A 25,366-nucleotide genomic window follows, 5' to 3' on the forward strand; every position below is an offset into this window, starting at 1 on the left:
AATTTCGGGCTAAACCGTTATATCCGGGTCGTTCAATCGGAGACTCGTGATGCGTATCGCACTTGCCGCCGTCGCTCTGACCAGTTCCGCACTGATCGCCGCTGCGCCCGCCGTGGCGCGTGAGCCGGTTCGCCCCACTGCCGAACAGGCTGCGGCCGCGCTGGGCAATCCCCTGGTTCAGGAAGCTGCTGCGCGCGCGCTGACGCAGTTGGTCGGCATCGTCCTGGATACGCGCGTCGGACCGGCGGCGATGTTGAGCGGCCCCGACGCGCGGGTCCGGCCCGATGACACGCTGCGTGATCTTGCCCAGCGCGACGATCCGTACTTCGAGGAACGCCTGTACGAAGGCGCGAAGCGCTCGATGGGCACGGCGGCTGCGGTCGCCGGCGGTGCAGCCGTGCAGGCCAAGGAGCTGAAGCGCACCGCCGATCGGCTCGAGGCTGCTCTGGCACCCCTGCTCGGCGCGATCGCGCCCGAGCGTTACTGAGCCAGTCGGCGGCCACGCGCCGCCAGCCAGCCCAGCCCGGCGAACAGCATCAGCGCCCACCAGCCGCCGTCGGTGCGGTACAGATACACCAGGCCCATTGCCGCGGCGGCGATCAGCACCAGCGCGGCGACGCGAGGCGTTGTTATCAGGCACGCTAGTGCGGTCCCGGCGACCAGCGCCACCCCGGCGTTGATCGCGAACCACCAATAGGACGCGTCCGGCCCGATCGACCCCGCTCCCGGCAGCTTGACCGTCGCGAAACCGCGCATCGCATTGGGGAACAGATCGGCCGACAGGTGCAACCCGATGCCGAGCGCCAGTCCGGCTGCGACTGCGAAACCGCGTCGATGCCAGCAGGCAAGGGCCGCAGGCAGTACGCTGTGCGTCAGCCCGCTGCGGTGGCCGATACCCAGATACAGGTCGAGATCGGGCAGCGTCGTGCCTGCCCACGCGGCAGCGAGGATCGCGAGCGCCGCTGCCCAGGAGAAGCGGGCGGCGAGCGCTGCAAGCCCGGCGGCCAGTAGCAGGAACCCAAAGGCTTGCATCAGTCTCCGTCACCCGGCCTTGAGCCGGGGTCCAACGCGCCCCCGGCCGTGCCGTTCGAGGCACGATGGATGCCGGCGCAAGGGCTCCCGGCAAAGTAGTACTTTGCTGGGCCCCCACGGCCGGCATGACGGATTAGGTGTAGAACCGGTCTTCCGCCTTGCCTAACAGCATCACCCATGTGGCAGCTTTTCCAATTCCCCCTGTGCCCCTTTTCCCGGAAAGTTCGCCTGCTGCTGGGCGAGAAGAACATCGGCTATCAGCTCGTGCGCGAGTCGCCCTGGCAGCGCCGCGACGAGTTCCTGGACATGAACCCGGCCGGGCAGACGCCGGTGATGGTCGATCCCGGCCGCGGCATCATGTTGATCGATTCGATGGCGATCTGCGAATATCTGGAGGAGACGGTCGAAAAGTCCGCGACGATCAACGGCACCGCCGTCAATCGCGCGGAGATCCGCCGCCTGGTGACGTGGTTCGACACGCAATTCTTTCGCGAGGTGACCGGCCCGCTGCTGTACGAGCGGATGGAAAAGCGCGTGGCGCTGGGGCAGGCGCCCGATGCGCGCGGCCTGCGCGACGCGATGAAGGGTGCGATCAAGCATCTCGATTATACCGACTATCTGCTCGATCACCGGCAGTGGCTGGGCGGCGCGACGCTGAGCCTCGCCGATCTCGCGGCGGCGGCGCAGATCTCGGTCACCGATTATCTGGGCGGCATCGACTGGAAAGGGCACGAGCAGACCGCGCGCTGGTATCGCGGGCTGAAAAGCCGGCCGAGCTTTCGCCCGTTGCTGAGCGAGCGGATGGAGATGGTGACGCCGCCCTCGCACTACGACAATGTCGATTTCTGATGCACGTCGGCGCCGGTCCTGACGCGCCTGCGGCAGCGCAGATCGGCTTCGACGACTGGCTGCGGGTCGACATCCGGGTTGGCACGGTGGTCGCGGCCGAGCCGTTTCCCGAGGCGCGCAAGCCGGCGCTGAAGCTGCGCATCGATTTCGGCGCCGTCATCGGCGTCAAGCGATCGTCGGCGCAGATCACCGAACATTATGCGCCGGAGCAGCTGCTGGGGCGGCAGGTGGCGGCGGTGGTCAACTTCGCGCCACGCCAGATCGGCCGCTTTCTGTCGGAGGTGCTGTGTCTCGGCTTCCCCGACGCGGGTGGGGCAGTGGTGCTGATCGCGCCCGACGCGAAACTGCCCGACGGCGGCCGGCTGTTCTGATCCGCGTCGGCACCGCGGGCTGGGCGATCCCGGCGGCAGTGCGCGACGCGTTCCCGGCCGAGGGAACGGCGCTGCAACGCTATGCCGCACGGTTTGGCGCGGTCGAGATCAACTCCAGTTTCCACCGCCCGCACCGCCGCGCGACCTACGAACGCTGGGCCGCGAGCGTGCCGCCGGGGTTCAGGTTTGCGGCCAAGCTGCCCAAGACGATCACGCACGGGGCGCGGCTGATCGACTGCGACGCGTTGCTGGTGAAGTTCGCAGACGAAGTCGGCGGCCTCGGCGACCGGCTCGGACCGATCCTGGTGCAATTGCCGCCGAGCCTTGCCCTTGATGCGGAGGTAGCGGCTAGCTTCTTCGACCGGCTGGCGGCGGTGCTGCCGGCCGCGCATGCCTGCGAGCCGCGTCACGCGAGCTGGTTCACGGCCGAGGCCGACGCGCTGCTTGCCGGCCACCGCGTCGCGCGCGTCGCGGCCGACCCGGCGCGGGTTCCCGAAGCAGCACTGCCGGGCGGCTGGCGCGGCCTCACCTACGCCCGCTGGCACGGCTCGCCGGCGATGTACCGGTCGAGCTACGACGATGCGGCGTTGGCGGGGCATGCGGGGGTGGCGCGGGCCGAAGGGGAGAGCTGGACCTTCTACGACAACACTACGCTTGGCGCGGCCACGCCGAATGCGCTGGCGTTGGTCGATCTGCTCGCCCCGTAGAGTTCGAAGCCGCCACCGCCCCGCCACGGTCACCCTTGGCCGTACATGGAATTCTGCTATGAGTAAGGCCTCAGCAAAGTGGAGGCGACGATGGACGATTGTTGCGGTAAAGACTGCCCCTGCTGCCAAAAGGGCAAGTAAACACGTTTGGATCCGACGGCCGGTGGCGACCTTCAGTCTTCGCCGGCCGCCAGCAGCGACTCATCAAACTGCGCGAGCAGGTCCGCCACATCGTCATAGATCACCGCCGCGCCCGCCTCGCGCAGCACGTCGTCGCTGAACCCGCCCGAGCGCACCGCGACCGGCGTCATCCCGCACCGCTTTGCAGCCTCCATGTCGAACGGCGAGTCGCCGACCACCACCACCGCGTCGGCCGCGATGCCGTTCGCCTTCTTCAGTGCGACGGCGAAGATGTCGGGGGCGGGCTTGGAATGTTCGACATCGTCGATGGTGGTAACCACGTCGACCAGCCCGGCGATGCCGAGCAGCTGCTGGTAGTGGTCGAGTTCGTCCTTACCCGCCGACGAGGCGAGCGCGACGAGGCGACCGCTGGCGTGGACGCGTTCGACCAGCTCCCGCGCCTGCGGAAAGGCGGCGGCGGTCTCCAGAAAACGGTCCTTGAAGATGCGGCCGTGCGCGTCGCCCAGCGCCTCGGCTGTGTCCTCGTTGGCGCCAGGCAAGAGGGTGGGGACGAGGTTGTCGGCGCCCTTGCCGATCTGCGCAGCGATGCGCTCGGGATCGATGTCATGGCCGGCGTCGGCGAACGCCTGCACCCAGGCGTCCACATGCAGGCGGTTGGTGTCGACCAGCGTCCCGTCGAGGTCGAAGAAGACCGCACGACAGGTCATGGGTCGATACTCTTGCTGGCTTGTTCGAACAGGTCGCGCGACAGGCCGGGAGTCGCGGTGATTCGCTCCAGCTCGGCGCGCATCAGCGCGGCCCGGCCCGCATCGTACCGCTTCCAGCGGGCGAGCGGCGGCAACAGCTTGGCGGCGGTCTGCGGGTTGAGCTTGTCGAGCGCGATCAGCTGGTCGGCGAGCAGGCGGTAGCCGGAACCGTCGGCGGCGTTGAACGCGCGCTGGTTGACCCCGAATGCGCCGACCAGCGCGCGCGCGCGATTGGGATTGGCGAGCGTGAAGTCACGGTGCTGCAACAGCTCCGTCACCGTGACGCCGGTGTCATCGCGCGACGACAGCGCCTGCGTCTGGAACCATTTGTCGAGCACCAGCGCGTTGTCGGCATAGCGGTTGTAGAAGATGTCGAGCGCCGCCACACGCTCGTTGCTGTCACCGTTCGCCAGCGTGGTCAGCGCGGCCTGCCGATCGGTCATGTTGTCCGCCACCTCGAACTGCGTGAACGCGAGCTTCGCCGCGTCACCCGCCCCGGACGCGGCGATGTAGCCGAGCGCCACGTTGCGCAGCCGGCGCAGACCCTTGGCGGCGGGCGAATAGGTGTAAGGTTCGCGCGCACCGCTGTACTTCTCGCGCCATTGCCCGTCGAGGCGACGGCCGAGCTCGCGCCGCAGCCCTTCGCGCGCTCGGAAGATCGCGTCGGGATCGACGATGGCGAGCTGATCGCCGACGAAGCTCTCGGCGGGCAGCAGCACCGCCTCCGCGACGAATGCCGGATCGAGATCGGGGTCCGCCAGCGTCGCCGCCACCGCCTTCACGACGGCGTCGCTGTCCGCGCGACCCTCCACCGTCGCCGCGACGAGCGTGTCGAGCATCAGCTGCTGCATCGCCTCGTAGCGCGCGAACGGATCATCGTCGTGCGCGGACAGGAACGCCAGATCCGCGGCCGAGCGGTCGCTTTCGATCACCACCGGAGCCGAAAAGCCGCGGTTTATCGACAGCACCGGCCGCTCGCCCATGTCGTCGAAGACCAGCGTCTCGCTTGCCCGATCCAGCATGACCAGCTGCTCGGCCCCGAGCGGCCGGCCGGTGTCCGCGCCGAACAGGCGCAGCTTCAGCGGCAACACCATCGGCTGCTTGTGGGGCTGACCCGGCGTGGCGGGCAGGTGCTGCGCCAGCCGCAGCGTCGTGCGACCCCCCTCTTGCGACAGGGCGTCGTGCGTCAGCTCGGCGACGACGCGCGGCGTACCGGCCTGCGAATACCACAGCCGGAACTGCGTCAGGTCGACCCCACCGCCGAATTCCATGCAGCGCACGAAATCCTCGCACGTCGCGGCGGTGCCGTCATAGCGATCGAAATACAGATCGGTCGCCATCCGGAAGCGCTGCGGCCCCAGGATCGTCGCCATCATGCGGATCAGCTCCGCGCCCTTGTTGTAGATGGTGGCGGTGTAGAAGTTGGAGATCTCCTGATATTCGTCGGGCCGGACCGGGTGCGCGAGCGGGCCCGCGTCCTCCGGGAACTGCGCGGCGCGAAGCCCGCGCACGTCCTCGATGCGCTTGACCGCAGCACTGCCCTGATCGGCGGAAAAGCCCTGGTCGCGATAGACGGTGAACCCCTCCTTCAGCGACAGCTGGAACCAGTCGCGGCAGGTGACGCGGTTGCCCGACCAGTTGTGAAAATATTCGTGCGCGACCACCGTGGCGATCCCGTCGTAATCATAGTCGGTCGCGGTATCAGGGTCGGCCAGGATGTAGCGGCTGTTGAAGATGTTCAGCCCCTTGTTCTCCATCGCCCCGAAATTGAAATCGTCGACCGCGACGATGTTGAACACGTCGAGATCGTACTCGCGCCCGTACGCCTTTTCGTCCCACGCCATCGACAGCTTGAGCGCGTGCATGGCATGCGCGGTGCGCGGCAGGTCGGCCTCGCGCACCCAGATACCGAGCTGCACCGTGCGGCCCGAAGCGGTGACGAAGCTGTCGCGATTGCAGGCGAGATCGCCTGCGACCAGCGCGAACAGGTAGCACGGCTTCAGGAACGGGTCGTGCCACTCGGCCCAGTGCGTGCCGTCCGCCTCATCTCCGGCCGCGATCGGATCGCCATTGGCGAGCAGCACCGGATAGCGCGCCTTGTCCGCGCTCAGGCGTACGCGATAGCGGCTGAGCACGTCCGGGCGATCGGGGAAGAAGGTAATGCGGCGAAAGCCCTCCGCCTCGCACTGCGTGCACAGATTGCCGCCCGATGCGTACAGCCCCATCAGCTGCGTGTTGGCGGCGGGCGCGATCTCGACCTCGGTTTCGATCGTGTGCGTATCGCCCGACAGCGCGATGACGAGCTGCTCGTTCTCCATGCGCCAGTCGTTGATCGCGACGCCGTCGACGCTGACCGACAGCGGCGTCAGCCCGTCGCCGTCGAGGCGCAGCGGTTCGTCGGGCGTAGAACGGGTGACGTGCAGCGTCGCCCTGACCCGCGTCGCGACCGGATCGAGCCGAAAGTCGAGCACCACGTCCGGCACCAGCCAGGCGGGAGGGCGGTAATCCACACGCCGGGTGACGTGTGGGGCGCTGAGGCTCTGCTGCATGTCCATGGAGCGGATATACGCACGAAAGGGCAAAAATCCTCCCCATCCGGGGAGGATTGCGCCACGCCGCCGCCATGCTACCGCCCCGACACACACGATAAGGATCGAGGATGTTTCGCATTTCCGCCGCGCTGGGTCTCGCGCTGCTGACCGGGGCGGCGGTCGCCCAGCGCCCGGAGCCGGCCGCCAGGGTCGATGCGCGCATGGCCGCGCCGCTGCCTGCCGACCAGGCCGCGATGAAGGCGCATGTGCTGTTCCTCGCTTCCGATGCGATGCGTGGGCGTGAGGCCGGCAGCGCCGAATACGACATCGCGGCACAGTATGTGGCCGCGCAGTTCTACGCCGCCGGGCTGAGGCCGGCTGGCGACGCCGACGCCGCGGGCACCGGCTATCTGCAGCGCGTGCCGATGGTAAGCTATCGGGTCGAGGGGCCGGGGAAGTTCGCGTGGAAGCCGAGGAACGGGCGCGCGCAGCCGTTGGCGCCGGGCGCCGACTTCATCGCCACGGCCAATGCCGCCCGGGCGGAGACCCGCGTCAGCGCGCCCGTCGTCTTCGTCGGCCACGGCGTCACCGCACCGCAATATGGCCATGACGACTACAAGGGCGTCGATGTGCGCGGCAAGATCGTCGCCGTGGTGAACGGCGCGCCGGCGGGGTTCGGGGGCGAGGAATCCGCCTTCTTCGCGAGGGCCGGCACAAAGGCGCGCACGGCACAGGCAAGGGGCGCCGTCGGGCTGATCACCGTCGCCGCGCGCGCCGCGCCTCCACGTCCTGCCGCCGCGCCCGCTGCGGCGCCGGGCGCGACGGCGGCACCCCTGGCCGCTGTTCAGCCCGTCGTACCCGCCCCCGCGCCCGTCCTGCCTCGCGGGCCGGCGCGGATGACCTGGGCCAATCCCGACGGCACCGGCCGTGTCGATGCGGCGGGCGCGCCGATGCTTGGCTCACTGACGGCGCTGGGCGCGGCGAAGCTGTTCGGCGCGGACTATTCGCGCATCACGGCGGCCGCGGCGGCGGGGGAGAAGGCGCGCTACACCGCGATCCGGCCCGCCGGCGTCCTGTCGGTCGAGGTGAACACGAGCTTCGAGAAGGTCGCGAGCAGCAATGTCGTCGGCGTGATCCCCGGCAGCGATCCGAAGGTCGGCAAGGAAGTGGTCGTCCTGTCGGCGCATCTCGACCATATCGGCGTGCGGACGACAGGAGAGGGCGACCGGATCAACAACGGCGCGCTCGACAATGCGATCGGGATCGCCAGCCTGATCGAGGAGGCGAAGCGTTTCGCGGCATCCGGCACGCCACCCAGGCGCACCGTCATGTTCCTGGCGGTGACCGCTGAGGAAAAGGGGCTGGTGGGCGCGGATTACTTTGCGAACCATCCCACCGTGCCGATCGGCAACATCGTCGCGAACGTGAACCTCGACATGCCGGTGCTGCTCTACCGTTTCCAGGACATGACCGTGTTCGGGGCGGAGCGGTCGACGCTGGGCCCGATCGTCCGCCGCGCGGCGCAGTCGGCGGGGGTCGACCTGACCCCCGACGCGAACCCGGAAGAAGCGTTCTTCGTCCGCTCCGACCATTTCCGCTTTGTCGAAAAGGGAGTGCCGTCGGTCTTCCTCTGGCCCGGGCAGAAGGGCGACGGCGGCGCGTTCCGGAACTTCCTCAAGACCTGCTACCATCGCCCGTGCGACGAACTCGCCAAACAGCCGATCCTGTGGGATCAGGGCGTGCGCTTCGTCGACGTCAATTACCGCATCGCCCGCGAGATCGCCGACGGGCCGGCGCGGCCGGTGTGGAACAAGGGCGATTATTTCGGGATGTTGTTCAAGGGACCGATGGCTAAATGAGATCGACTTTTAAGCTCGCAGCGGCGGCCTTGCTGGCCGCCACTCCAGGCCTCGCCGCCGACCCGCTCGCGCCCGAGGAAGCGGCCCTGAAGGCGCATGTCGCCTTCCTCGCGTCGGACGCGCTGCGCGGGCGCGAGGCGGGCACGGCGGATTACGACGTCGCCGCCGAATATGTCGCCGCCGAGATGATGAAGGCGGGGCTTGTGCCCGCCGGCCCGAATGGCAGCTGGTTCCAGCAGGTGCCGCTCCTCGTCTCGCGGCCCGCCGGCCAGCCGACGATGTCGCTGACCGTCGCCGGCCGAACCACGCCGCTGGTCCTCAACACCGACTTCACCTTGCGCCGGACCACCGGCATCGAGCAGCTGGACGTATCGGGGCCGGTAGTGTTCGCCGGCTATGGCGTGGTCGACCCTGCTTCCGGTCGCGACGATTATCGTGGTCTCGACGTGCGCGGCAAGATCGTCGCGGTGCTGCAATCGGGGCCGCGCGGCGGCAACAGCGAAGTCGACGCGCATCTCGGCAACCGCGTCGATCGCGCCAAGGTCGCGGCGGCACGCGGTGCCAGGGGCGTGGTGCTGATCGAATCCTCGCAGATCCATGCACGCCTACCCTTCGCACGTCAGGCGCAGGATTGGGACGCGCGCGCGGTCACTTGGCTGGGTGCCGACGGCAAGCCTCGGGGTGAGGGTGCGCCGGGGCTGGGCGTGATCGGCTATGCAGGCGCGGCCAAGCTGTTCGCCGGGTCACGGCTGCGCTGGGCGGACGTGCTGGCCGCCGACACCGCCGGCCGTGCGGTGCCGACCGGGCCGCTCGCCGCGACGCTGTCCACCACGCAACGCTTCACTACCGAGCGGCTGCGTAGCGCCAATGTCGTGGGCCGGCTGCCGGGCAGCGACGCCAGGCTGGATGCCGAGCACATCGTGCTGTCGGGCCATCTCGACCATATCGGCGTCACGCGGCCGGTGGAGGGTGACGGCATCAACAATGGCGCGATGGATAACGCCATCGGCATCGCGGCGATGATCGAGGTCGCGCGCGCGTTCCAGAAATCGGGCGAGCGGCCCAAGCGATCGCTGCTGTTCGCCGCGGTGACGGCGGAGGAGAAGGGGCTGGTCGGGTCCGACTATCTCGCCAGCAACCCGCTCGCCTCCGCGCGCACGGTGGTGGCCAACGTCAACCTCGACATGCCGCTGCTGACCTACAAGTTCACCGACCTGACGGCCTACGGCGCCGATCGCTCCACCATCGGCCCCGTGGCGGCGGCGGCGGCGCGTGCGGAGGGCTACAGTCTCGCGCCCGATCCCTCGCCGGCGGAGGCGATCTTCACGCGCTCGGATCACTACAGCTGGGTGCGCCAGGGCGTGCCGTCGGTGTTCCTCGTCACCGGCTATGGCGGGGCAGGCCGCACGGCGTGGGAACGGTTCCTCAAGAGCCACTATCATCAGCCGTCCGACGAAATCGGCCTGCCGATCGACTGGACCGCCGCGCGCGGCTTCGTACGGGTCAACTACCAGATCGCCCGCGCACTGGCGAACGGCGCGGATCGGCCACGCTGGGTGAAGGGTGATTACTTCGGGACGGCATTCAAGGGACCGATGGCGCGATGACCCCAATCCTCCCCGTTTACGGGGAGGTGGCGCGCCCGAAGCGCGTGACGGAGGGGGCTCTCGGCGGGCAGTGCTCCCCTTGGCCCACCCCCTCCAGCGCTCGCTGCGCGAGCGGTTCCCCTCCCCGTCCCGGGGAGGATTGAGTGCGCCTCCTGATCTTCGGCCTCGGCTACTCCGCTCGACGCATCGCCATGTTGGCGGCAGCGCGCGGCGCGATCGTCACCGCCACGACGCGCGACGGGCGGGACGGTACGCTGCGTTTTGGCGACCGCGATGCGGTGCTGCCCGCGCTTGCGGCGGCGACCCATGTCCTGTCCTCCGTTCCGCCCGACGGTGACACCGACCCGGTGCTCGCCACCTACGGCGACGCGCTCCGCGGCAAGTGGCTCGGCTATCTGTCCTCTACCGGCGTCTATGGCGACACGGGCGGCGCCTGGGTGGACGAGAGCGCCGCAATCGGCGGACGCCGGCCAGCACGCGCCGCGGCGGACCGTGCCTGGCTGGCGCTGGGCGCGCGCGTGTTCCGCCTGCCAGGCATCTACGGACCGGGCCGTTCGGCGCTCGACCGCGTGCGGTCCGGCGAGGCGCATCGGGTCGGCGGCAGCGGCGTGTTCAGCCGCATCCATGTCGACGATCTGGCTGCGGGCGTGGTGGCGGGCTTCGATGCGCCGGCGGGCGCGTACAATCTCGCCGACGGCCTGCCGGCCCCGCACGATGCGGTGATCGAGTTCGCCGCCCGGCTGCTCGGCAAGGAGCCGCCGCCGGTCGTCCCGCTCGGCCAGCTGTCGCCGATGGCGCGCGGCTTTCACGCGGAGAACCGGCGCGTGTCCAGCGCCAAGGCGCGGCGGGAACTAGGCTGGAGCCCTTGCTACCCCGACTACCGTGCCGGCCTGCGCGCGGTCAGCGCCACCAGCAGCCCCACCGCCGCCAGCCCCGCTCCCCCCGCGGCGAGCAGCGACCAGCGATAGCCCTCGAACAGCGTCGACAGGGCCATCGCGATCACCGGCACGATGACCGACGAATAGGCCGCCTTGGCCGGTCCGATCACGCGCAGGACCCGGTAATAGAGCGGAAACGCCAGCGCCGACGCGAACAGCGCCAGGTACCCGACGCCCAGCCAATAGCCCGCGCGCGTTTCGACGACCGGCGGGCCGTGCAGCGCCCAGGCGAGCGCGCCGTCGATGAGCGCGCCCAGCGCCATCGCCACCGTCAGCGTCGCGAACATCGGATATCGCTTGGCGGTCTGCGTCGCCTGCAGCACGTTGGCGATCGACGCCGACAGGATCCCCGCCGCGGTCAGTCCAATCCCCAGCAGCGCAGACGATGCCCCGCGCGGGCCGGCGCGCGCCTCGTGCAGCAGCAACAGCCCGATGCCGGCCAGCGCGATGGCCGATCCGACCAGCAGTTGCCGGCCCAGCCGCTGCCCCAGGAAGATGCGCGCGAGCAGCGCATTGGGGATCAGCAGCGTCGCGAACAGCACCGCGACCAGCCCGGACGTGATGAAGCCCTCCGCCCGGTAGACGAGGTTGAAGTTGCCGCAGAACTGAAACAGCCCGATCGCCGCCGCGAACGCCCAGCCACGCGCGTCCAGCCGGAAGCTCTCGCGGCGCAGGATCGCGACCAGCGCCATCGCGGCGGCGGCGAGGATGAAGCGGTAGGTGACCGACCAGGCCGGCGGCACGACACCGAGCTGATCGCGGATGATGATCCAGGTGGATCCCCAGATCAGCGTGACCACAGCGAAGGGGATCAGGATGGCGGCTCTGGTGGATTGCGGGCGAGCGACCTCGCTCACAGCGCGCTGATCGCCTCTGCGAGCTTCGCCACGTCGGCTGCCTCGCTGTCCCATGCCGTCACCAGCCGCACCTCGCCGGGCGCCCAGTCGTAGAAGTCGAAGCCCTGCGCCCGCAGCGCGGCCGCTTCGTCCGGTGTGGCGCGCAGGAACACCTCGTTCGCCTCGACGCGATGCACCAGCCGCTCTCCCGCTCCCACCGCGAGCGTCGCGGCACGCGCGTTGGCGGCGCGGCCGCAGTCCAGCCACAGATCGCCCTCCAGCATCGCCAGGATCTGCGCGGCGAGATAACGACCCTTCGACAGCAGCAGCCCGGCGCGCTTGCGGCGGCGCAGCGTCTGCTCCGCCAGCTCGGGCTTGAAGAACACCAGCGCCTCCGCGCTCATGCCGCCATTCTTGACGAAGCCGAACGAGAGCGCGTCGACGCCCGCGCGCCAGGTCAGGTCGGCCAAGTTCCCCCCGGTGAACGCGACCGCGTTGGCAAAGCGCGCCCCATCCATATGCAGGCCCCAGCCCCGCGCCCGGCACAGCTCCCCGATCGCTGCGACCTCGTCCGCGCGGTAAGCGAGGCCGTATTCGGTGGCGTTGGTGATCGACACGGCGTGCGGCTGGACGCGATGCACATCGTTGACCACCGCATCGGCGACCGCGGCAATCGCGTCCGGCGTCAGCTTCGCACCCGGCCCCTCGGCGAGCATCAGCTGGCTCCCGTGCGTGTAGAATGCCGGCGCGCCCGCCTCGTCGTTCTGGATATGCGCGTCGCGGTGGCAGATCGTGGCACCCCAGGGGGGGCAAAGCGCACCCAGCGCGAGGCAGTTCGCCGCCGTGCCCGTCGGCACCCACAGCACACGCACTTCGGTGCCGAACAGCTCGCCCAGGCGCCCGTCGAGCGCCTTTGACCAGCGATCCCCGTCATACGCGGTATCGAGCGTGTTTGCGTCCGCCATGGCGGCGAGCACGCGCGGATGAACCGCGGCGGCATTGTCGGAGAAGAAGCGCATGGGCGCGGGCTTTACGGGCAGGCGGCTTGGGGTCAACGATTTGTCCATGACCGAGCGATTGACCCTGGCGCAGGCGCGGCGCGTGGCGGTGGCCGCGCAAGGCTTCGCGCAGGGACGGCCGAAGGTTGTAACCGCAGCCGATCTGCGACGGACGATCGGCAGGACGCAGCTGCACCAGATCGACAGCGTCAACGTACTCGCGCGAGCGCATTACCTGCCGGCCTTCTCGCGCCTTGGTGCGTACGACATCGCGCTGCTGGATCGCGCGGCGTGGGGACACCGGCGCGAGCGGCGGCTCTTCGAATATTGGGCGCACGAGGCGTCGCTGCTGCCGCTGGAGTTGCACCCGCTGTTGCGCTGGCGGATGGCGGAGGCGGATCAGGGATCGATCGGTTGGGCCAGCCTGCGCGCGTACGCCGGCGAGCGCCGGCCAGAGGCAATGGCATTGCTGAAGCGCATCCGTGAAGATGGTCCGCTCGCCGCATCCGATGTCGAACAACGCACAACTCCCGGCGGCTGGTGGACGTGGAGCGAGGCGAAGCGGCAGCTGGAGTGGCTGTTCTGGGCAGGACACGTCACCACCGCGACGCGGCGCGGCAGCTTCGAGCGCGTGTACGACCTGACCGAGCGCATCATCCCCGCCGCCGTGCTGGCGCTGCCGACGCTTTCGCCGGCCGACGCGCACAAGGCGCTGGTCGAGCGGTCGGCGCGCGCGCTCGGCATCGCCACCGAGCCCGAGCTGCGCGACTATTTCCGCCTCAAGCCCGCGCAGAGCGCGGCGGCGGTCGCGGCGCTGGTCGCCGATGGCGTGCTGCTGCCGACGACGGTGCCAGGCTGGAGCGATCGCGCGTTCCTCCACCGCGACGCGCGCCGCCCGCGTCGCCTCGAGGCGCGCGCGCTGCTCGCCCCGTTCGATCCGCTGGTCTGGGAGCGCACCCGCACCGAGCGGCTGTTCGGCTTCCGCTATCGGCTGGAGATCTACACGCCCGCGGACCGGCGCGTGCACGGCTACTACGTCCTGCCCTTCCTGCTCGGCGACCGGCTGGTCGCGCGCGCGGACCTGAAGGCGGATCGCCAGGCGGGTCACCTGCTGGTGCAGCAGGTGACGGTGGAGCACGGCGCACCGGGCGAGACGATGCGCGAGCTGGCGGCGGAGTTGGATGCGATCGCGATGTGGTTGGGGCTGAACAGGCCCCTGCCGCTTGCGGAAGGAGTTTAGCCCCCCGTCAGTCCTGCAAACCTGACCACCTGCTGCCCCACACGGCAGAGCTGCTCCACCACCGAGGGGTCGCTTGCCCCGCCCTCGTTGTCGAACTTGGTCTCCTGGCTGTTGATCGCGGCCGCAAAGGGTGTCGGCCAGCCGCGCAGCGCGTGGACGATCGAGCGCAGCGCGGCGATCGTCGAGCCGGTCGCCTGCCAGCCATAAGCGGTCGCGATCAACCCGACCGGCATGTCGGCCAGGTATGGCCGAGCGTCTCCCGCCGTCTCCTCCAGCAGGTCGAGCGCGTTCTTGACCACCCCGGAGATCGACCCGTGATAGCCGGGGCTGGCGATGATCACCGCCGATGCTTCGCGGATCGCGGTTACGAAGGCCTGCTCGTCGGCCGTACGGCTCGTCGCGCGGGGGTCGTACAGCGGCAACCGGGCCATGTCGGCGCCGCCGAACATGCGGGTCGCGAACCCTTCGCGCTCGGCCGCGTCCAGCGCGATGCGCAGCGCGCGTTCGGTGGAAGAGGGGCCACCGATCGTGCCGCCGATGCCGACTACTAGAGGAGTACTCACAGGCTGGCCCTTACAGGGCGCGGGGCGTCACGGAAGTAAATTCCGTGACGTCGGACGGGCTCGCCGATGGACCCGCCGGCCGGCCAGCGCCGTCTCGTGACTAGCCGTGGCTAGTCACGTGCGGACAGCAGGCCTAAGATGGCCTGCTTGCGCTGGCTGTATTATAACGGTAACACACGATTGACCGACCGCCGGAGCGATTCCATGCCACCCGACGCACTGCCCCCCACGGCACGCCTGCGGTACGCCTATGATCGCGCGATCGGCAGCGACTGGCCGTATCGGGCCGAGGGCGGACAGCCCGACGAGCCGGCCGAACCGCTTTATCCCGCGCTGAAGCCAAAGCGGGCTGCGCGACCATGGCTGCGCTGGGTGATGCGCGCGCTGGGCGCCGGCATCGTGCTGCTGGTCATCGCGATCATCTGGCTGGCGGTGACCGCGCCCTTGTCGCGCTCGCTGCTGCCGCCGACGCCGCCTTCGGTCACGCTGACCGCCGCCGACGGCACCCCGATCGCGCGGCGCGGCGCGATCATCGGCGCGCCGGTCGATGCCAGCAAGCTGCCGGACCATGTCACGCAGGCGTTCCTGGCGATCGAGGATCGCAGCTTCCAGTCGCACTGGGGCATCAGCCTCAAAGGCATCGCGCGCGCAGCGTGGAGCAACGTCGGCGCGGGCGGGGTGCGGCAGGGCGGGTCGACCATCACGCAGCAGCTGGCGAAGAACGCGTTCCTCGACTCCGATCGCACCGCCGCGCGCAAGCTGCGCGAGGTGATGATCGCGTTCTGGCTGGAAGCCTGGCTGTCGAAGAACGAGATCCTGTCGCGCTATCTGTCGAACGTCTATTTCGGCGATAACGTCTACGGCATGCGCGCGGCGGCGAAGCATTATTTCGGCCGCACGCCCGAGCGGCTCAACATCGGTCAGGCGGCAATGCTGGCGGGGCTGGTCAAGGCGCCGTCGCGGCTTGCCCCCACCGGCAACCTCTCGGGCGCGCGCAAGCGGCAGGCGCTGGTCGTCGCGGCGATGGTTGACGCGGATTTCCTGACTCCGGCGCAGGCGCGCGTGGTGCAGCCACAGCGGGTGCTCGCGACCCGTCCAGTCGGCCTGCCCAGCGGCACCTATTTCGCCGATTGGGTGCTGCCCGAAGCGCGCGACGCGGCGGGTGAGGTCAAGAGCGAGGCGACGGTCCAGACCACGCTCGACATCCGGATGCAAAAGGCGGCGGAGGCGGCGGTGCGGCGCGCCGGCCTGCGCGACGCGCAGGTCGCGATGGTGGCGATGCGCCCCGATGGCCGCGTGGTCGCGATGGTCGGCGGCAAGGACTATAAGAAGTCCAGCTTCAACCGTGCGACGCAGGCGCGCCGTCAGCCGGGCTCCGCGTTCAAGCTGTTCGTGTACCTAGCCGCCTTGCGCAGCGGGATGAGGCCGAGCTCCACCGTCGAGGACGCGCCGATCGACTTCGCGGGGTGGAAGCCCAAGAACGACGACGGTCGCTATCTGGGCGAGATCAGCCTGCAACGTGCGTTCGCGCGCTCGTGCAACGTCTGCGCGGCGCGGCTGACGCAGCAGGTCGGCGTCAAGGCGGTGATCAAGGCGGCGCGCGATCTCGGCATCTCCACTCCCATCGCCAATGAGGCGACGATCTCGCTCGGCACCTCGACCGTGTCGCTGCTGGAGCTGACCGCCGCCTATGCCGCGGTCGCCGACGGTCGCTATCCGGTGCGCACGCACGGCGTTGCCGAAGGACGCGAACCGGGCTGGCTGGAGAGCTTCACCGGTCGACAGTCGCGGATGGACCCAGACGTCGAAGCGGACATGAAGGCGCTGCTGGACTCGTCGCTCAATCGCGGCACGGGGATGGAGGCGGCGCTGTCGGTGCCTGCCTGGGGCAAGACCGGAACGACGCAGGACGGTCGCGACGCGCTGTTCGTGGGCTGGGCGCGCGACCTGGTGGTGGGTGTGTGGGTCGGCAACGACGACAACACGCCCAATCCGGGCCTCCACGGCGGCGGCGTGCCCGCGCGCATCTGGCGCGACTTCATGGGCCAGGCGCTGAGGGTGCAGACCCGCGCCGGTGCCCGCGCGGCCGCTGCGGCGGAAGAGGCGGCGGCGCAGGGCGAGAACGAAAGCGAGCCGCTGATCCCCGACGTCGGCGGTGAGATCGAAGGGCTGGGCCTCAACCTCAAGCTCGACCGCGACGGCTCGATTTCGATTGGTCCCAGCGAGGATCGCGGCCCGCCGCCGGAGGGACCGCCGCCGCGTGATGAGCGGCGCGCGGAGGAGGAGCTGGAGTAGGCGCTCCGCGGGTGAGCAAGCTTTCTTCTCATTCGCGGGTTACGATACCGCCGCCCACCATTCCGCGTAGCTGGAGTTTCGAGCCAGCTTTCGGTTCTCGTCGGGGGTGCCATCGGTCCACCACACCGTTCCGCGTTCACCCAAGGCGATCTTTGCCGCGTCAACCTGCGCACGGGCCGTCGCTAGCGCGTCCGGATCGGCGGACCTGAGCGCCACGCCAACGGCACGGCGCGCGGTCATCAGCGCGTCCACCAGCGCCTGGCGTTCGGCCCCGGGCAGCGCCGGGTCGGCACGTCGCCACAGGCGGCCGCGCACGATCAGATAGCGGCCGTCGGGGGTGAACAAGGGCGCGTCCGGCATCGTGGATCAACGCCGCGCGCCGCTGGCGGTGCCGTCAAGGAACCCACGGCCGGTGCCGCCGCTTGAGGCGGAATGAAGGACGACGACAAATATCAGGCGGTGCCCAGTGGCCGCCTGGCGCGGCTCGGCGGCTTTGGCCGGCTTGCGGGCGGCGTGGCCGGCGGCATGGTGGCGGAGGGCGCGCGGCGGTTGGCGGCGGGCGAGCGGCCGCGACTCAACGACCTGCTGCTGACCCCCGCCAACGCGACGCGCGTCGCCGATCGGCTGGCACACATGCGCGGTGCGGCGATGAAGCTGGGGCAGATGATCTCGATGGATGCGGGCGATGTGCTGCCGCCCGAGCTGTCCGCGATCCTGGCCCGCCTGCGCAATCAGGCCTATCGCATGCCGCCGCAGCAGCTGAACGGCGTGCTGGTGCGTGAGTGGGGTAAGGACTGGCGGCGGCGCTTCCGCCATTTCGAGGCGTCGCCGATCGCGGCGGCGTCGATCGGGCAGGTCCATCGCGCGACGCTGCCCGACGGGCGGCGGCTCGCGATCAAGGTCCAGTATCCCGGTGTGGCGCAGAGCATCGACGCCGATGTCGATAATGTTGCGACCCTGCTGCGCGTGTCGACGCTGCTGCCCGCCAGCCTCGACCTCGCGCCGCTGCTGACCGAAGCCAAGCGCCAGCTGGCAGAAGAGGCGGATTACATCCGCGAGGGTGAGGCGATGACGCGCTATGCCGAGCGGCTGGCGGGCGACCCGCGCTATGTCGTGCCGATGCTGGAGCCGGCGCTGACGACGTCGCAGGTCCTGGCAATGAGCTTCGTCGAGGGACAGCCGATCGAGGCGCTCGCCGACGCCGCTCCCGAGGCGCGCGACGGGGGCATGACGGCGCTGATCGAGCTGGTCCTGCGCGAGCTGTTCGGGTTCGGCGTGATGCAGACCGACCCTAACTTCGCGAACTACCGCTGGCAGCCGAATACGGGCAAACTTGTGCTGCTCGACTTCGGTGCCACCCGCGCCGTTCCCGCCGCCACGGCCGACGCCTATCGCGCGCTCGCGACCGCCGGACTGTCAGGCGATCGCGACGCGATCCGTGACACCGCCGTCGCCGCCGGCTTTCTGGGCGAGGTCGGCGCAACCCGCTACCGCCCCGCCATCGACCGGATCATCGGCGCGGTTCAAGAGGCGCTCGACCGGCCCGGACCGTTCGACTTCGGCGACCGCGCGTTCGTGCCGGTGATTCGCGAAGAAGCAAAGGCGCTGCTCGCCGACCGCGCCACCTGGCACCTGCCGCCAGTCGAGACGCTGTTCGTCCAGCGCAAGGTCAGCGGCACCGCACTGCTGGCGGCGCGCCTCAAGGCGCGCGTCGACGTGCTGGGACTCGTTGCCGCAGCATTGGCGGAACGCACGAACTGAAGCCGCGCTAATCCCGCTCGATCATGTCGCGGATGCGGGTGACCAGCGCCTCGATCGCGAATGGTTTGGTGATCATCTCCATGCCCGGATCCAGGAAGCCGTTGGCGATGGTCGCGTTCTCGGCATAGCCGGTCATGAACAGCACCTTCAGGTCGGGCCGGTGCGCCCGCGCGGCATCGGCGAGCTGACGGCCGTTCAGGCCCGGCAGACCTATGTCGGTGACGAGCAGGTCGATCCGCATGCGTGATTGCAGCAGCTTCAACCCCGCCGGTCCGTCCACCGCCTCGACCGCATGATAGCCAAGCTCCCCCAGCACATCGACGACCAGGTCGCGGACGGCGGTTTCGTCCTCGACCACCAGCACGACCTCGCCCGATTCCGCGCGGTGGGCCTGCGTCAGTTCGCCGGCGGCCTCCTCCGCGTCCTCGGCCTCGCCATAATAGCGCGGAAGATAGAGCTTGAACGTGGTGCCCTCGCCGACCTCCGAATAGATCCTGGCATAGCCTTCCGACTGACGCGCGAAGCCATAGATCATCGACAGGCCCAGCCCCGTTCCCTGGCCGATCGGCTTGGTGGTGAAGAAGGGCTCGAACGCCTTGGCGATCGTGTCCTTGGTCATGCCGGTGCCCGTGTCGGTGACGCAGATGCAGATATACTGACCCGGAGTCACGTCGCGCTGCTTGGCGGCGTAGGCGTTGTCGAGATGCGCGTTGCACGTCTCCATCGTCAGCTTGCCGCCATCGGGCATCGCATCGCGCGCGTTGATCGCGAGGTTGAGGATGGCGCTTTCCAGCTGGTGGGGATCGCACAGCGTCTGCCACAGCCCGCCCGCGGTCACGATCTCCAGCTGCACGCTCTCGCCGATCGTGCGGCGCAGCAGTTCCTCCATCCCGGTCACCAGCCGGTTGGCGTTGACCGGTTTGGGATCGAGCGGCTGGCGACGCGAAAAGGCGAGCAGGCGGTGGGTTAGCGCCGCCGCACGGTTGGCGGCCGTCATCGCGGTGGTGGCGTAGCGTTCGATACTGTCCGTCTCGCCCTTGGCGATGCGGCGCTGCATCATGTCCAGGGAGCCGATCACCCCGGTCAGCAGATTGTTGAAGTCGTGCGCGATGCCGCCGGTCAGCTGGCCCACCGCCTCCATCTTCTGCGCCTGACGCAGCGCCTCCTGGGCCTCCTCCAGCTCGTGCGTGCGTTCGGCCACGCGGCGCTCCAGCTCGTCGTTCATCTCGACCAGCATCGTCTCGGCCTGTTTCTGGTCGGTGATGTCGACCTGGATGCCGTCCCAGATCAGCGAACCGTCCGCCTGCTCGCGTGGGGCCGAGATGATGCGCGACCAGCGCACCGCGCCGCTGGTGTGGCGGAACCGGACCTGCACGTCGAACGGCTGGCGATCGGCCAAGGACTCTGCTTCGGCGGCGACCAGCAGCGGGCGATCCTCCGACACGACCAGTTCGTAGGGAATGGTCGGATCGGCGAGAACCGCCTCCGCCGGAACGCCGGTCAGCTTTTCGTGGCTTTGCGAGACGTAAAGAAATTTGCGCTCGTCACCGTCGCGACCGGTTGAGATCTGATAGACCATGCCCGACGGGAGATTGTCGGTAAGCGCGCGCAGCCGTGCCTCGTTCTCGCGCAGCCGTTGCTCCGCCTCCGCGCGTTCGGTCTCGTCACGCAATGTCAACACGGCGCCGATCGCCGCACCGGTGGCGTCGCGTACCGGACGCGCGCTCCCGACGGCGATGACTTCCGACCCGTCGGGTCGCCGGATGCGCCAGCGGGCATCTTCCACCGTCTCGCCGTTCAGCACGGCACGCGACAGCGGCAGCGCGTGCGAGGGGTAGAGCTCCCCGTCCAGCGTCAGGAGGTGATAAGTGTCGCTATAGGCGTCCGGCTCTACGTCCAGCCGCGCGACACCATGCAGGCGCGTCGCGGCGTCGTTGACGAAGGTGATCCTGCCGGCGCGATCGGTGACGATCACCCCCTCGGCAAGCTGGCCTAGGATAGCCGCCTGCTCGACCGCAAGTGCCTCCGCACGGGCCGTGGAGGCGTGCAGGGCTGCCTCCACCTCGCGACGTTCGTCGATGTCGATGACCGACCCGACATAGCCCAGATAGGCACCATCATCGTCGAAGCGCGCGGCGGCGGCATCGATCGCCCAGCGATAGGCACCATCCGCGCGGCGAATCCGGAACTCGACCCGGTAGTCCCGTTGCGCCGCGTTCGCCGAGACGAACGCCTGTTCCGCGATCCGCCGGTCGTCGGGGTGAACGGAATCGAGCCACCCATAGCCTTCTCCTGCGCCGACCGTCTGCCCGGTGAACTCATACCAGCGCCGGTTGAGATAGGTGCAGACGCCGCTTGGATCGGTGACCCACATCATCACCGGTGCCTGGTCGGCCATTTTCCGGAACCGCGCCTCGCTTTCGACGACCGCGGCCTCTGCACGCTTGCGCTCCGATATGTCGCGGTAGAAGACCGCCAACCCGTCGGCGACCGGGAAGGTGCGCATGTCGATCCAGCTCTCGCGTCCATCCAGCCAGGTGTAGTGATGCTCAAGAGCGGCGGGGACGCGCTCCGTCATCGCCCGCCGGTACAGGTCGCCCAGTTCAGGGGCAGCGTCGGGATGCGCCTCCCAGTGCGTCTTGCCGAGCACCTCCTCGGGCGGGCGGCTCTCCAGCCGCCAGGCGGCGGCATTCATGTCGACGAGCCGAAACTCATGGTCGAGCAGCGCGAAGGCGTCGGCCATGTTGTCCAGCACGTCGCGGTTCCGATCGCGCTCGGCGCGCAACGCGCGTTCCGCCGTAACGCGCGCCGTCGTCTCGATCACGATCGCCAGAACGCCCGCGGGCTGGCCGGACTCATCGAGCACCGGGGAGTAATCCAGGTTCATGAACACCTGTTCCGGCCCGCCATGCCGAAACAGCGTCAGTTCCTGGTCCTTGTAGGCCAACGTCTCGCCGGTCAGCACGACCGCCATGACATGGTCGTTGAACTCGGCCACCTCGGGCCACCCTTCGCGCACATTGGAGCCTAGCAAAGCCGGATGCCGTCCGCCCGCGAACACCGAATAGGCGTCGTTGTACAGCATGACGCCGGTCTTGCCCCACAGCATCACCATGGGCACCGGCGAGCGGAGCAGGAAGCCCAGCATCGTGCGCAGGCTGTGCGGCCACTGGTCGATCGCGCCGAGCGGAGTGCCGCTCCAGTCGAAGGCGGCGATCAGCGCGCCCGTCTCGCCGCCGCCGGTCAGCGACGCTGGCCATGACGAAGCGGTCACACCCATATTGCCCACCCGATCGCCGCCTCCATCGACGCAGCTTTGCGCGATGGGGTCGCTGCGATCAACAATCCCCAGGCAAGTTTCTGCGCGTCGATCAGTAGCCGGTGATCTGGTCCAGCTCCTTGGCAGCCAACGGGTAGACGAATTTAATGCCGCAGCGCTCGCCGTCGGCCCAGGTGACCCGGCCTTTCAACGTCAACTCGTCGAGCTGCAACGTCACACCGCTCCACACGCGATGCACGCATCGGGCGTGGACGCAGGCCCCGATCGCGGACATGTTCAGCACATGCGCGCGGTGACGGCCGTCGGCGGTGTCCAGCCAGGCGGGGTGGAACAGCTTGCGACGCACCGCCGCGCGTGGCGTCGGCGGACGGACCGTCGGCTCACCGGGGGGGTTGGTGCCCATCAGAAGCTCTTGACCACGCCGACGCGGATGCGCGGGTCGCTGTTGCCGGTGTCGTAGCGCGCGCCGGTCAGCGGCGCCGCTACCTCGAAGCTGGCGCTCAGGCCCTTGACGACGTCGGCGCGCATCCCCCCGCCCGCCGACGCGAGCGCGCCGCCACCGAAGCCGCCGCGCAGATTGGAGACGCGTCCGCCATCGACGAAGGTATAGAGCTGCGCGTCGCGGAAGACGGTGGTCGGCTTGCTGATGTCGTATCGAAGCTCGAGAGATCCCATCGCGCCCTGATCGCCCGATCGTTCGCTCCAGTCATAGGCGCGCAGGAAGGACCCACCCCCCAGTCCGATTTCTTCGGACACGAGCAGGGGATCGGCGGCGAACTGTCCCTCGATCGCGACCCGCAGGGAGAGGCGACGGGCAACGTCGCGGGTCCAGTCCGCCCAGCCGCTGAACGTCGTGAAGGTGCCGTCGGCATCACGGCGTGACGCGAGCGCATCACCGGCGCCAGTCGCATCGAAGACATCGAGACCGCGCGCGACGCTGATCCCGCCGCGCAGGCGGCCGCCGATTGCGCGCTTGAAGCCGTGCAGGCCCAAACGGGCGACTGTCAGCCGATCGCGACGGGCAGGTCTGCCGGCGCCATCCTGATCCAAATCGCGAACCTCGAGTGCGACGTCCAGCCAGAGGCTGGACGCGCGGCGGCGGTGGAGCGGGTGGAGCAGGCTCAGGCCCGCGAACCAGCTTTCGCCGGTGATGCGAAAAGGAGCGAGGTAACCGCCGGGCCGTGTCGCGCCGAGCGAGCCGCTCACCGCCACCTCCGTGCCATTGCGATTGATGCGCCGGGCGTAGCGCAGACGGCCATAATGCAGCTCTTCGGATTCCAGCGGTGTGCCCACCAGCGTCAGCGAGAAGATGTCGTCAGTCGTCAGCACGCCGGTAGCGGACACCGCCAGGGTCGCTTGGATCGGTCCAATCGGCGCGGTGCCGTCGTTTCGCACGGCGAAGCGGCCCGACAATCCGGTGCGCGCCACCGTGACGACCAGCACGCCTTGGCCGCGCTCGCGTACGAAGCGCCCACCCGAGACGCGAACGCCGTCGATGTCGCCGGCCACGAGGATGCGCCGTTCCACTTCGGCCAGCGTCACCGGCCCGCCCGTGATCAACGGCTGTAACGCCGCCCGGACTGCGGGCTGGTCGACGCCGTCGATCCGGATTGCATCGATGCGTCCCTCGTCGACGGTGATCGTCAGCAGGCCGCTGGCGAGCCGTTGCGGCGCGATCGAGGCGGTGGCGAAGACATAGCCGCCGGCGCGGGCGCGCGCCGCGATCGCGCCGGTCAGCCTGGTCAGGTCGCTCGGGGTCGCGACGGTGCCCAGCCAGGGCGCGATCGTCGCGGCGAAATCGGCGGCGGACAGCCGAGCAAGACCGGTGAAGGTCACCGCGCCGATCATGACGCCCCCTTCGGCGGCAGGGGGCGGCGTGTTTGCCTCGACCTCGAGGGCGACGAGCGGCGCGACGGCGCGTGGGACCTCGGTGGGGCGATCACGCGCGTTGGCGGTGGGGTCGACGCGGTCGAGCACCTGCTGGGCAGGGGCCGCAACGGACAGCAGCGATGTCCCCGCCGCCAACCAGCTGCCGATCGTCCTGTTCGCGCGCATCATGCCCCCACTTGGTCGTGGACACCGCCATAGCCTCCAAGCTGTTACGAAATGGTGAGTTTCCCGGTCATTAACCTTGTCCCCCAAGCCTCTCGAAAGGCGGGGTGCCTATGACGCACGGTACCAAGAAGGGGATTGTACCGTGAAGGGTTTCAAGATTCTAGGCGGCGTGGCAGCCTTGCTCTGCGGGACAAGCGCCTGGGCGCAGACCGGCTGGACGATCACGGAGGCGAGCGGCCGCGTGGTCGTCCGCGACGCCGGTGGCGAGCGCAGCGTCGGACGCGGCGTCGCGGTGCCGGCTGGCGCCACGTTGGCGACCGGGCCCGGTTCGCGCGCTGTGATGGTGCGCGGCGGCGACTTCGTCACGGTGTCCGCGAACAGTCGTCTGCGCGTACCGGACGCGGCACAGGCAACCGGCCTGCTGCAGATGATCAGCGAGTGGGGCAACACCGTCTTCCGGATCAACAAGCAGGCGAAACCGCACTTCGCGGTGCAGACGCCGTATCTGGCCGCCGTGGTCAAGGGCACGACCTTTTCGATCACCGTCGGCGCGCAGGGTGCATCGCTGCAGGTGGTCGAGGGCGCGGTCGAGGTCGCGACCAATGACGGCGGAGCACGCGACCTGATCCGCCCGGGCGCGGTGGCGATGGTGGCCGCCGACGACCGCTACCGCCTGACGGTGCATGGCGAGCAGAAGCGCGACATCGATTCGCCCGCGCGCGGCACGGCGGCGGCCGTTGAGCCGGCGGTGGCCCCTCAGGCGCCTGCCGATACGGTCGGTTTCGACACCGTCGCGATAGTCGACGCGAGCGACGGAGTGATCGACTGGAAAATCGAGGACCGCTCGGTCGACTTGGCCAGCGTTACCGGTGGGTTGGTCAGCGGCATGGCGGCGCCCTTGCCGACGGTGGCGCTGCTCGGCTCCGCCACTGCGGCGATCTGGGGTGGCAGCGAGGTGACAAGCGGCACGATCACGCCGCCGCCGGTAGCTATCCCCGCCGCGGTGGTCGTTGCTGAGACGCCTGTACCCGCGATCACGCCTGCAGCAGCAGTTCCAATACCCGATACCCCGGCCGCCGCGCCCTCGCTCGAGCCAGTCGCTATTGCCGAGAGCAAGGACCCCGGCAGCGGCAAGGGAGTGAGCGGAAACGAGGGTGCGAACGATCCGTCGACCAAGGCCAAGGACGCGCGGGACGCCAAGGACGCGCGGGACGCCGAGGACGCGCGGGACGCCGAGGACGCCGAGGACGCCGAGGGTGCCAAGGGTGCCAAGGGTGCCAAGGGTGCCAAGGGTGCCAAGGATGCCAAGGATGCCAAGGATGCCAAGGATGCCAAGGATGCCAAGGATGCGAAGGATGCGAAGGATGCGAAGGATGCGAAGGATCTGAAGGACGCCAAGGACGCGCAGGACGCCAAGGACGCCAAGGACGCGAAGGACGCGAAGGACGCGAAGGACGCCAAGGACGCCAAGGACGCCAAGGACGCCAAGGATGCCAAGGATGCCAAGGATGCCAAGGATGCCAAGGATGCCAAGGATGCCAAGGATGCCAAGGATGC

General features: G+C 69.2%; 21 protein-coding genes. 11 read left to right on the forward strand and 10 right to left on the reverse strand.

What is annotated here, in order from left to right; genetic code table 11:
- The first annotated feature begins 49 nt into the window (after positions 1-49).
- On the forward strand, positions 50-487 hold the full coding sequence (locus JWN21_RS02955; protein ID WP_299646060.1) for a hypothetical protein: 438 nt from the start codon (positions 50-52) through the stop codon (positions 485-487).
- Here the strand turns inward: JWN21_RS02955 and JWN21_RS02960 are convergent.
- Positions 481-1,032, reverse strand: a complete 552-nt coding sequence (locus tag JWN21_RS02960; protein WP_299646062.1) for a hypothetical protein — start codon at positions 1,030-1,032, stop codon at positions 481-483. The genes JWN21_RS02955 and JWN21_RS02960 overlap by 7 nt on opposite strands.
- A gap of 177 nt (positions 1,033-1,209) precedes the next feature.
- Here JWN21_RS02960 and JWN21_RS02965 point away from each other — a divergent pair, with 177 nt between their 5' ends.
- Genes JWN21_RS02965 through JWN21_RS02975 form a run of 3 tightly spaced genes read left to right on the forward strand, consistent with a single transcriptional unit; the run spans position 1,210 to position 2,959 of the window.
- A complete protein-coding gene (locus JWN21_RS02965; RefSeq protein WP_299646064.1) occupies positions 1,210-1,881 on the forward strand; it encodes a glutathione S-transferase family protein in 672 nt (223 codons plus the stop codon).
- Complete coding sequence (locus tag JWN21_RS02970) at positions 1,881-2,252, forward strand: tRNA-binding protein (RefSeq protein ID WP_299646066.1); 372 nt, start codon at positions 1,881-1,883, stop codon at positions 2,250-2,252. The genes JWN21_RS02965 and JWN21_RS02970 overlap by 1 nt, the downstream gene beginning before the upstream one ends.
- 38 nt (positions 2,253-2,290) lie before the next feature.
- Complete coding sequence (locus JWN21_RS02975; protein WP_299646068.1) at positions 2,291-2,959, forward strand: DUF72 domain-containing protein; 669 nt, start codon at positions 2,291-2,293, stop codon at positions 2,957-2,959.
- A 173-nt stretch (positions 2,960-3,132) separates the two neighbouring features.
- Here the strand turns inward: JWN21_RS02975 and JWN21_RS02980 are convergent, their stop codons facing one another.
- Both JWN21_RS02980 and pepN read right to left on the reverse strand, forming a co-directional pair.
- A complete protein-coding gene (locus tag JWN21_RS02980; RefSeq protein ID WP_299646070.1) occupies positions 3,133-3,807 on the reverse strand; it encodes an HAD family hydrolase in 675 nt (224 codons plus the stop codon).
- Positions 3,804-6,401 carry an aminopeptidase N gene (gene pepN, locus JWN21_RS02985; protein ID WP_299646098.1) on the reverse strand — a complete coding sequence of 866 codons (2,598 nt, stop codon included), beginning with the start codon at positions 6,399-6,401 and terminating at the stop codon, positions 3,804-3,806. The genes JWN21_RS02980 and pepN overlap by 4 nt, the downstream gene beginning before the upstream one ends.
- 104 nt (positions 6,402-6,505) lie before the next feature.
- Between pepN and JWN21_RS02990 the strand changes: the two genes are divergently transcribed.
- The 3 genes from JWN21_RS02990 to JWN21_RS03000 all read left to right on the forward strand — a co-directional run bounded on the left by JWN21_RS02990 (position 6,506) and on the right by JWN21_RS03000 (position 10,811).
- The gene (locus JWN21_RS02990; protein ID WP_299646072.1) at positions 6,506-8,236 is read left to right on the forward strand and encodes a M28 family peptidase; all 1,731 of its coding nucleotides are present in this window, start codon (positions 6,506-6,508) and stop codon (positions 8,234-8,236) included.
- Entirely contained in the window at positions 8,233-9,843 is a 1,611-nt protein-coding gene (locus tag JWN21_RS02995; protein WP_299646074.1) for a M20/M25/M40 family metallo-hydrolase, read from the forward strand. The genes JWN21_RS02990 and JWN21_RS02995 overlap by 4 nt, the downstream gene beginning before the upstream one ends.
- A 143-nt stretch (positions 9,844-9,986) precedes the next feature.
- Positions 9,987-10,811, forward strand: a complete 825-nt coding sequence (locus JWN21_RS03000) for an NAD(P)-dependent oxidoreductase (RefSeq protein ID WP_299646076.1) — start codon at positions 9,987-9,989, stop codon at positions 10,809-10,811.
- On the opposite strand, the gene JWN21_RS03005 is transcribed toward JWN21_RS03000, so the two are convergent.
- Positions 10,721-11,638 (reverse strand): DMT family transporter, encoded by a 918-nt coding sequence (locus JWN21_RS03005; RefSeq protein WP_299646078.1) that lies wholly within the window; start codon positions 11,636-11,638, stop codon positions 10,721-10,723. The genes JWN21_RS03000 and JWN21_RS03005 overlap by 91 nt on opposite strands.
- A complete protein-coding gene (locus JWN21_RS03010; protein ID WP_299646080.1) occupies positions 11,635-12,636 on the reverse strand; it encodes a low specificity L-threonine aldolase in 1,002 nt (333 codons plus the stop codon). Before JWN21_RS03010 ends, JWN21_RS03005 begins: the two co-directional genes overlap by 4 nt.
- 46 nt (positions 12,637-12,682) lie before the next feature.
- Between JWN21_RS03010 and JWN21_RS03015 the strand changes: the two genes are divergently transcribed.
- Positions 12,683-13,855 (forward strand): crosslink repair DNA glycosylase YcaQ family protein, encoded by a 1,173-nt coding sequence (locus tag JWN21_RS03015; RefSeq protein ID WP_299646082.1) that lies wholly within the window; start codon positions 12,683-12,685, stop codon positions 13,853-13,855.
- On the opposite strand, the gene JWN21_RS03020 is transcribed toward JWN21_RS03015, so the two are convergent.
- Positions 13,852-14,418, reverse strand: a complete 567-nt coding sequence (locus JWN21_RS03020; protein ID WP_299646083.1) for an NADPH-dependent FMN reductase — start codon at positions 14,416-14,418, stop codon at positions 13,852-13,854. The genes JWN21_RS03015 and JWN21_RS03020 overlap by 4 nt on opposite strands.
- Positions 14,419-14,622: 204 nt before the next feature.
- On the opposite strand from JWN21_RS03020, the gene JWN21_RS03025 reads away from it, so the two are divergent.
- Positions 14,623-16,713 (forward strand): transglycosylase domain-containing protein, encoded by a 2,091-nt coding sequence (locus tag JWN21_RS03025; protein ID WP_299646084.1) that lies wholly within the window; start codon positions 14,623-14,625, stop codon positions 16,711-16,713.
- Positions 16,714-16,752: 39 nt separating this feature from the next.
- On the opposite strand, the gene JWN21_RS03030 is transcribed toward JWN21_RS03025, so the two are convergent.
- On the reverse strand, positions 16,753-17,073 hold the full coding sequence (locus JWN21_RS03030) for a hypothetical protein (RefSeq protein WP_299646085.1): 321 nt from the start codon (positions 17,071-17,073) through the stop codon (positions 16,753-16,755).
- Between the two features lie 72 nt (positions 17,074-17,145).
- Between JWN21_RS03030 and JWN21_RS03035 the strand changes: the two genes are divergently transcribed.
- Complete coding sequence (locus tag JWN21_RS03035) at positions 17,146-18,474, forward strand: AarF/ABC1/UbiB kinase family protein (protein ID WP_299646086.1); 1,329 nt, start codon at positions 17,146-17,148, stop codon at positions 18,472-18,474.
- Between the two features lie 7 nt (positions 18,475-18,481).
- Here the strand turns inward: JWN21_RS03035 and JWN21_RS03040 are convergent, their stop codons facing one another.
- From JWN21_RS03040 to JWN21_RS03050, 3 genes are all read right to left on the reverse strand, one after another.
- Positions 18,482-21,754 carry a PAS domain S-box protein gene (locus JWN21_RS03040; RefSeq protein ID WP_299646088.1) on the reverse strand — a complete coding sequence of 1,091 codons (3,273 nt, stop codon included), beginning with the start codon at positions 21,752-21,754 and terminating at the stop codon, positions 18,482-18,484.
- A 91-nt stretch (positions 21,755-21,845) separates the two neighbouring features.
- Positions 21,846-22,157, reverse strand: a complete 312-nt coding sequence (locus JWN21_RS03045; protein WP_299646090.1) for a PilZ domain-containing protein — start codon at positions 22,155-22,157, stop codon at positions 21,846-21,848.
- A complete protein-coding gene (locus tag JWN21_RS03050) occupies positions 22,157-23,809 on the reverse strand; it encodes a ShlB/FhaC/HecB family hemolysin secretion/activation protein (RefSeq protein WP_299646092.1) in 1,653 nt (550 codons plus the stop codon). The genes JWN21_RS03045 and JWN21_RS03050 overlap by 1 nt, the downstream gene beginning before the upstream one ends.
- A 142-nt stretch (positions 23,810-23,951) precedes the next feature.
- Between JWN21_RS03050 and JWN21_RS03055 the strand changes: the two genes are divergently transcribed.
- Positions 23,952-25,366 (forward strand): FecR domain-containing protein (locus JWN21_RS03055; RefSeq protein WP_299646094.1); only part of this gene is annotated, 1,415 nt, incomplete at its 3' end.

It is taken from the genome of Sphingomonas bacterium (assembly GCF_028292945.1).
Classification (GTDB): Bacteria; Pseudomonadota; Alphaproteobacteria; order Sphingomonadales; family Sphingomonadaceae; genus Sphingomonas.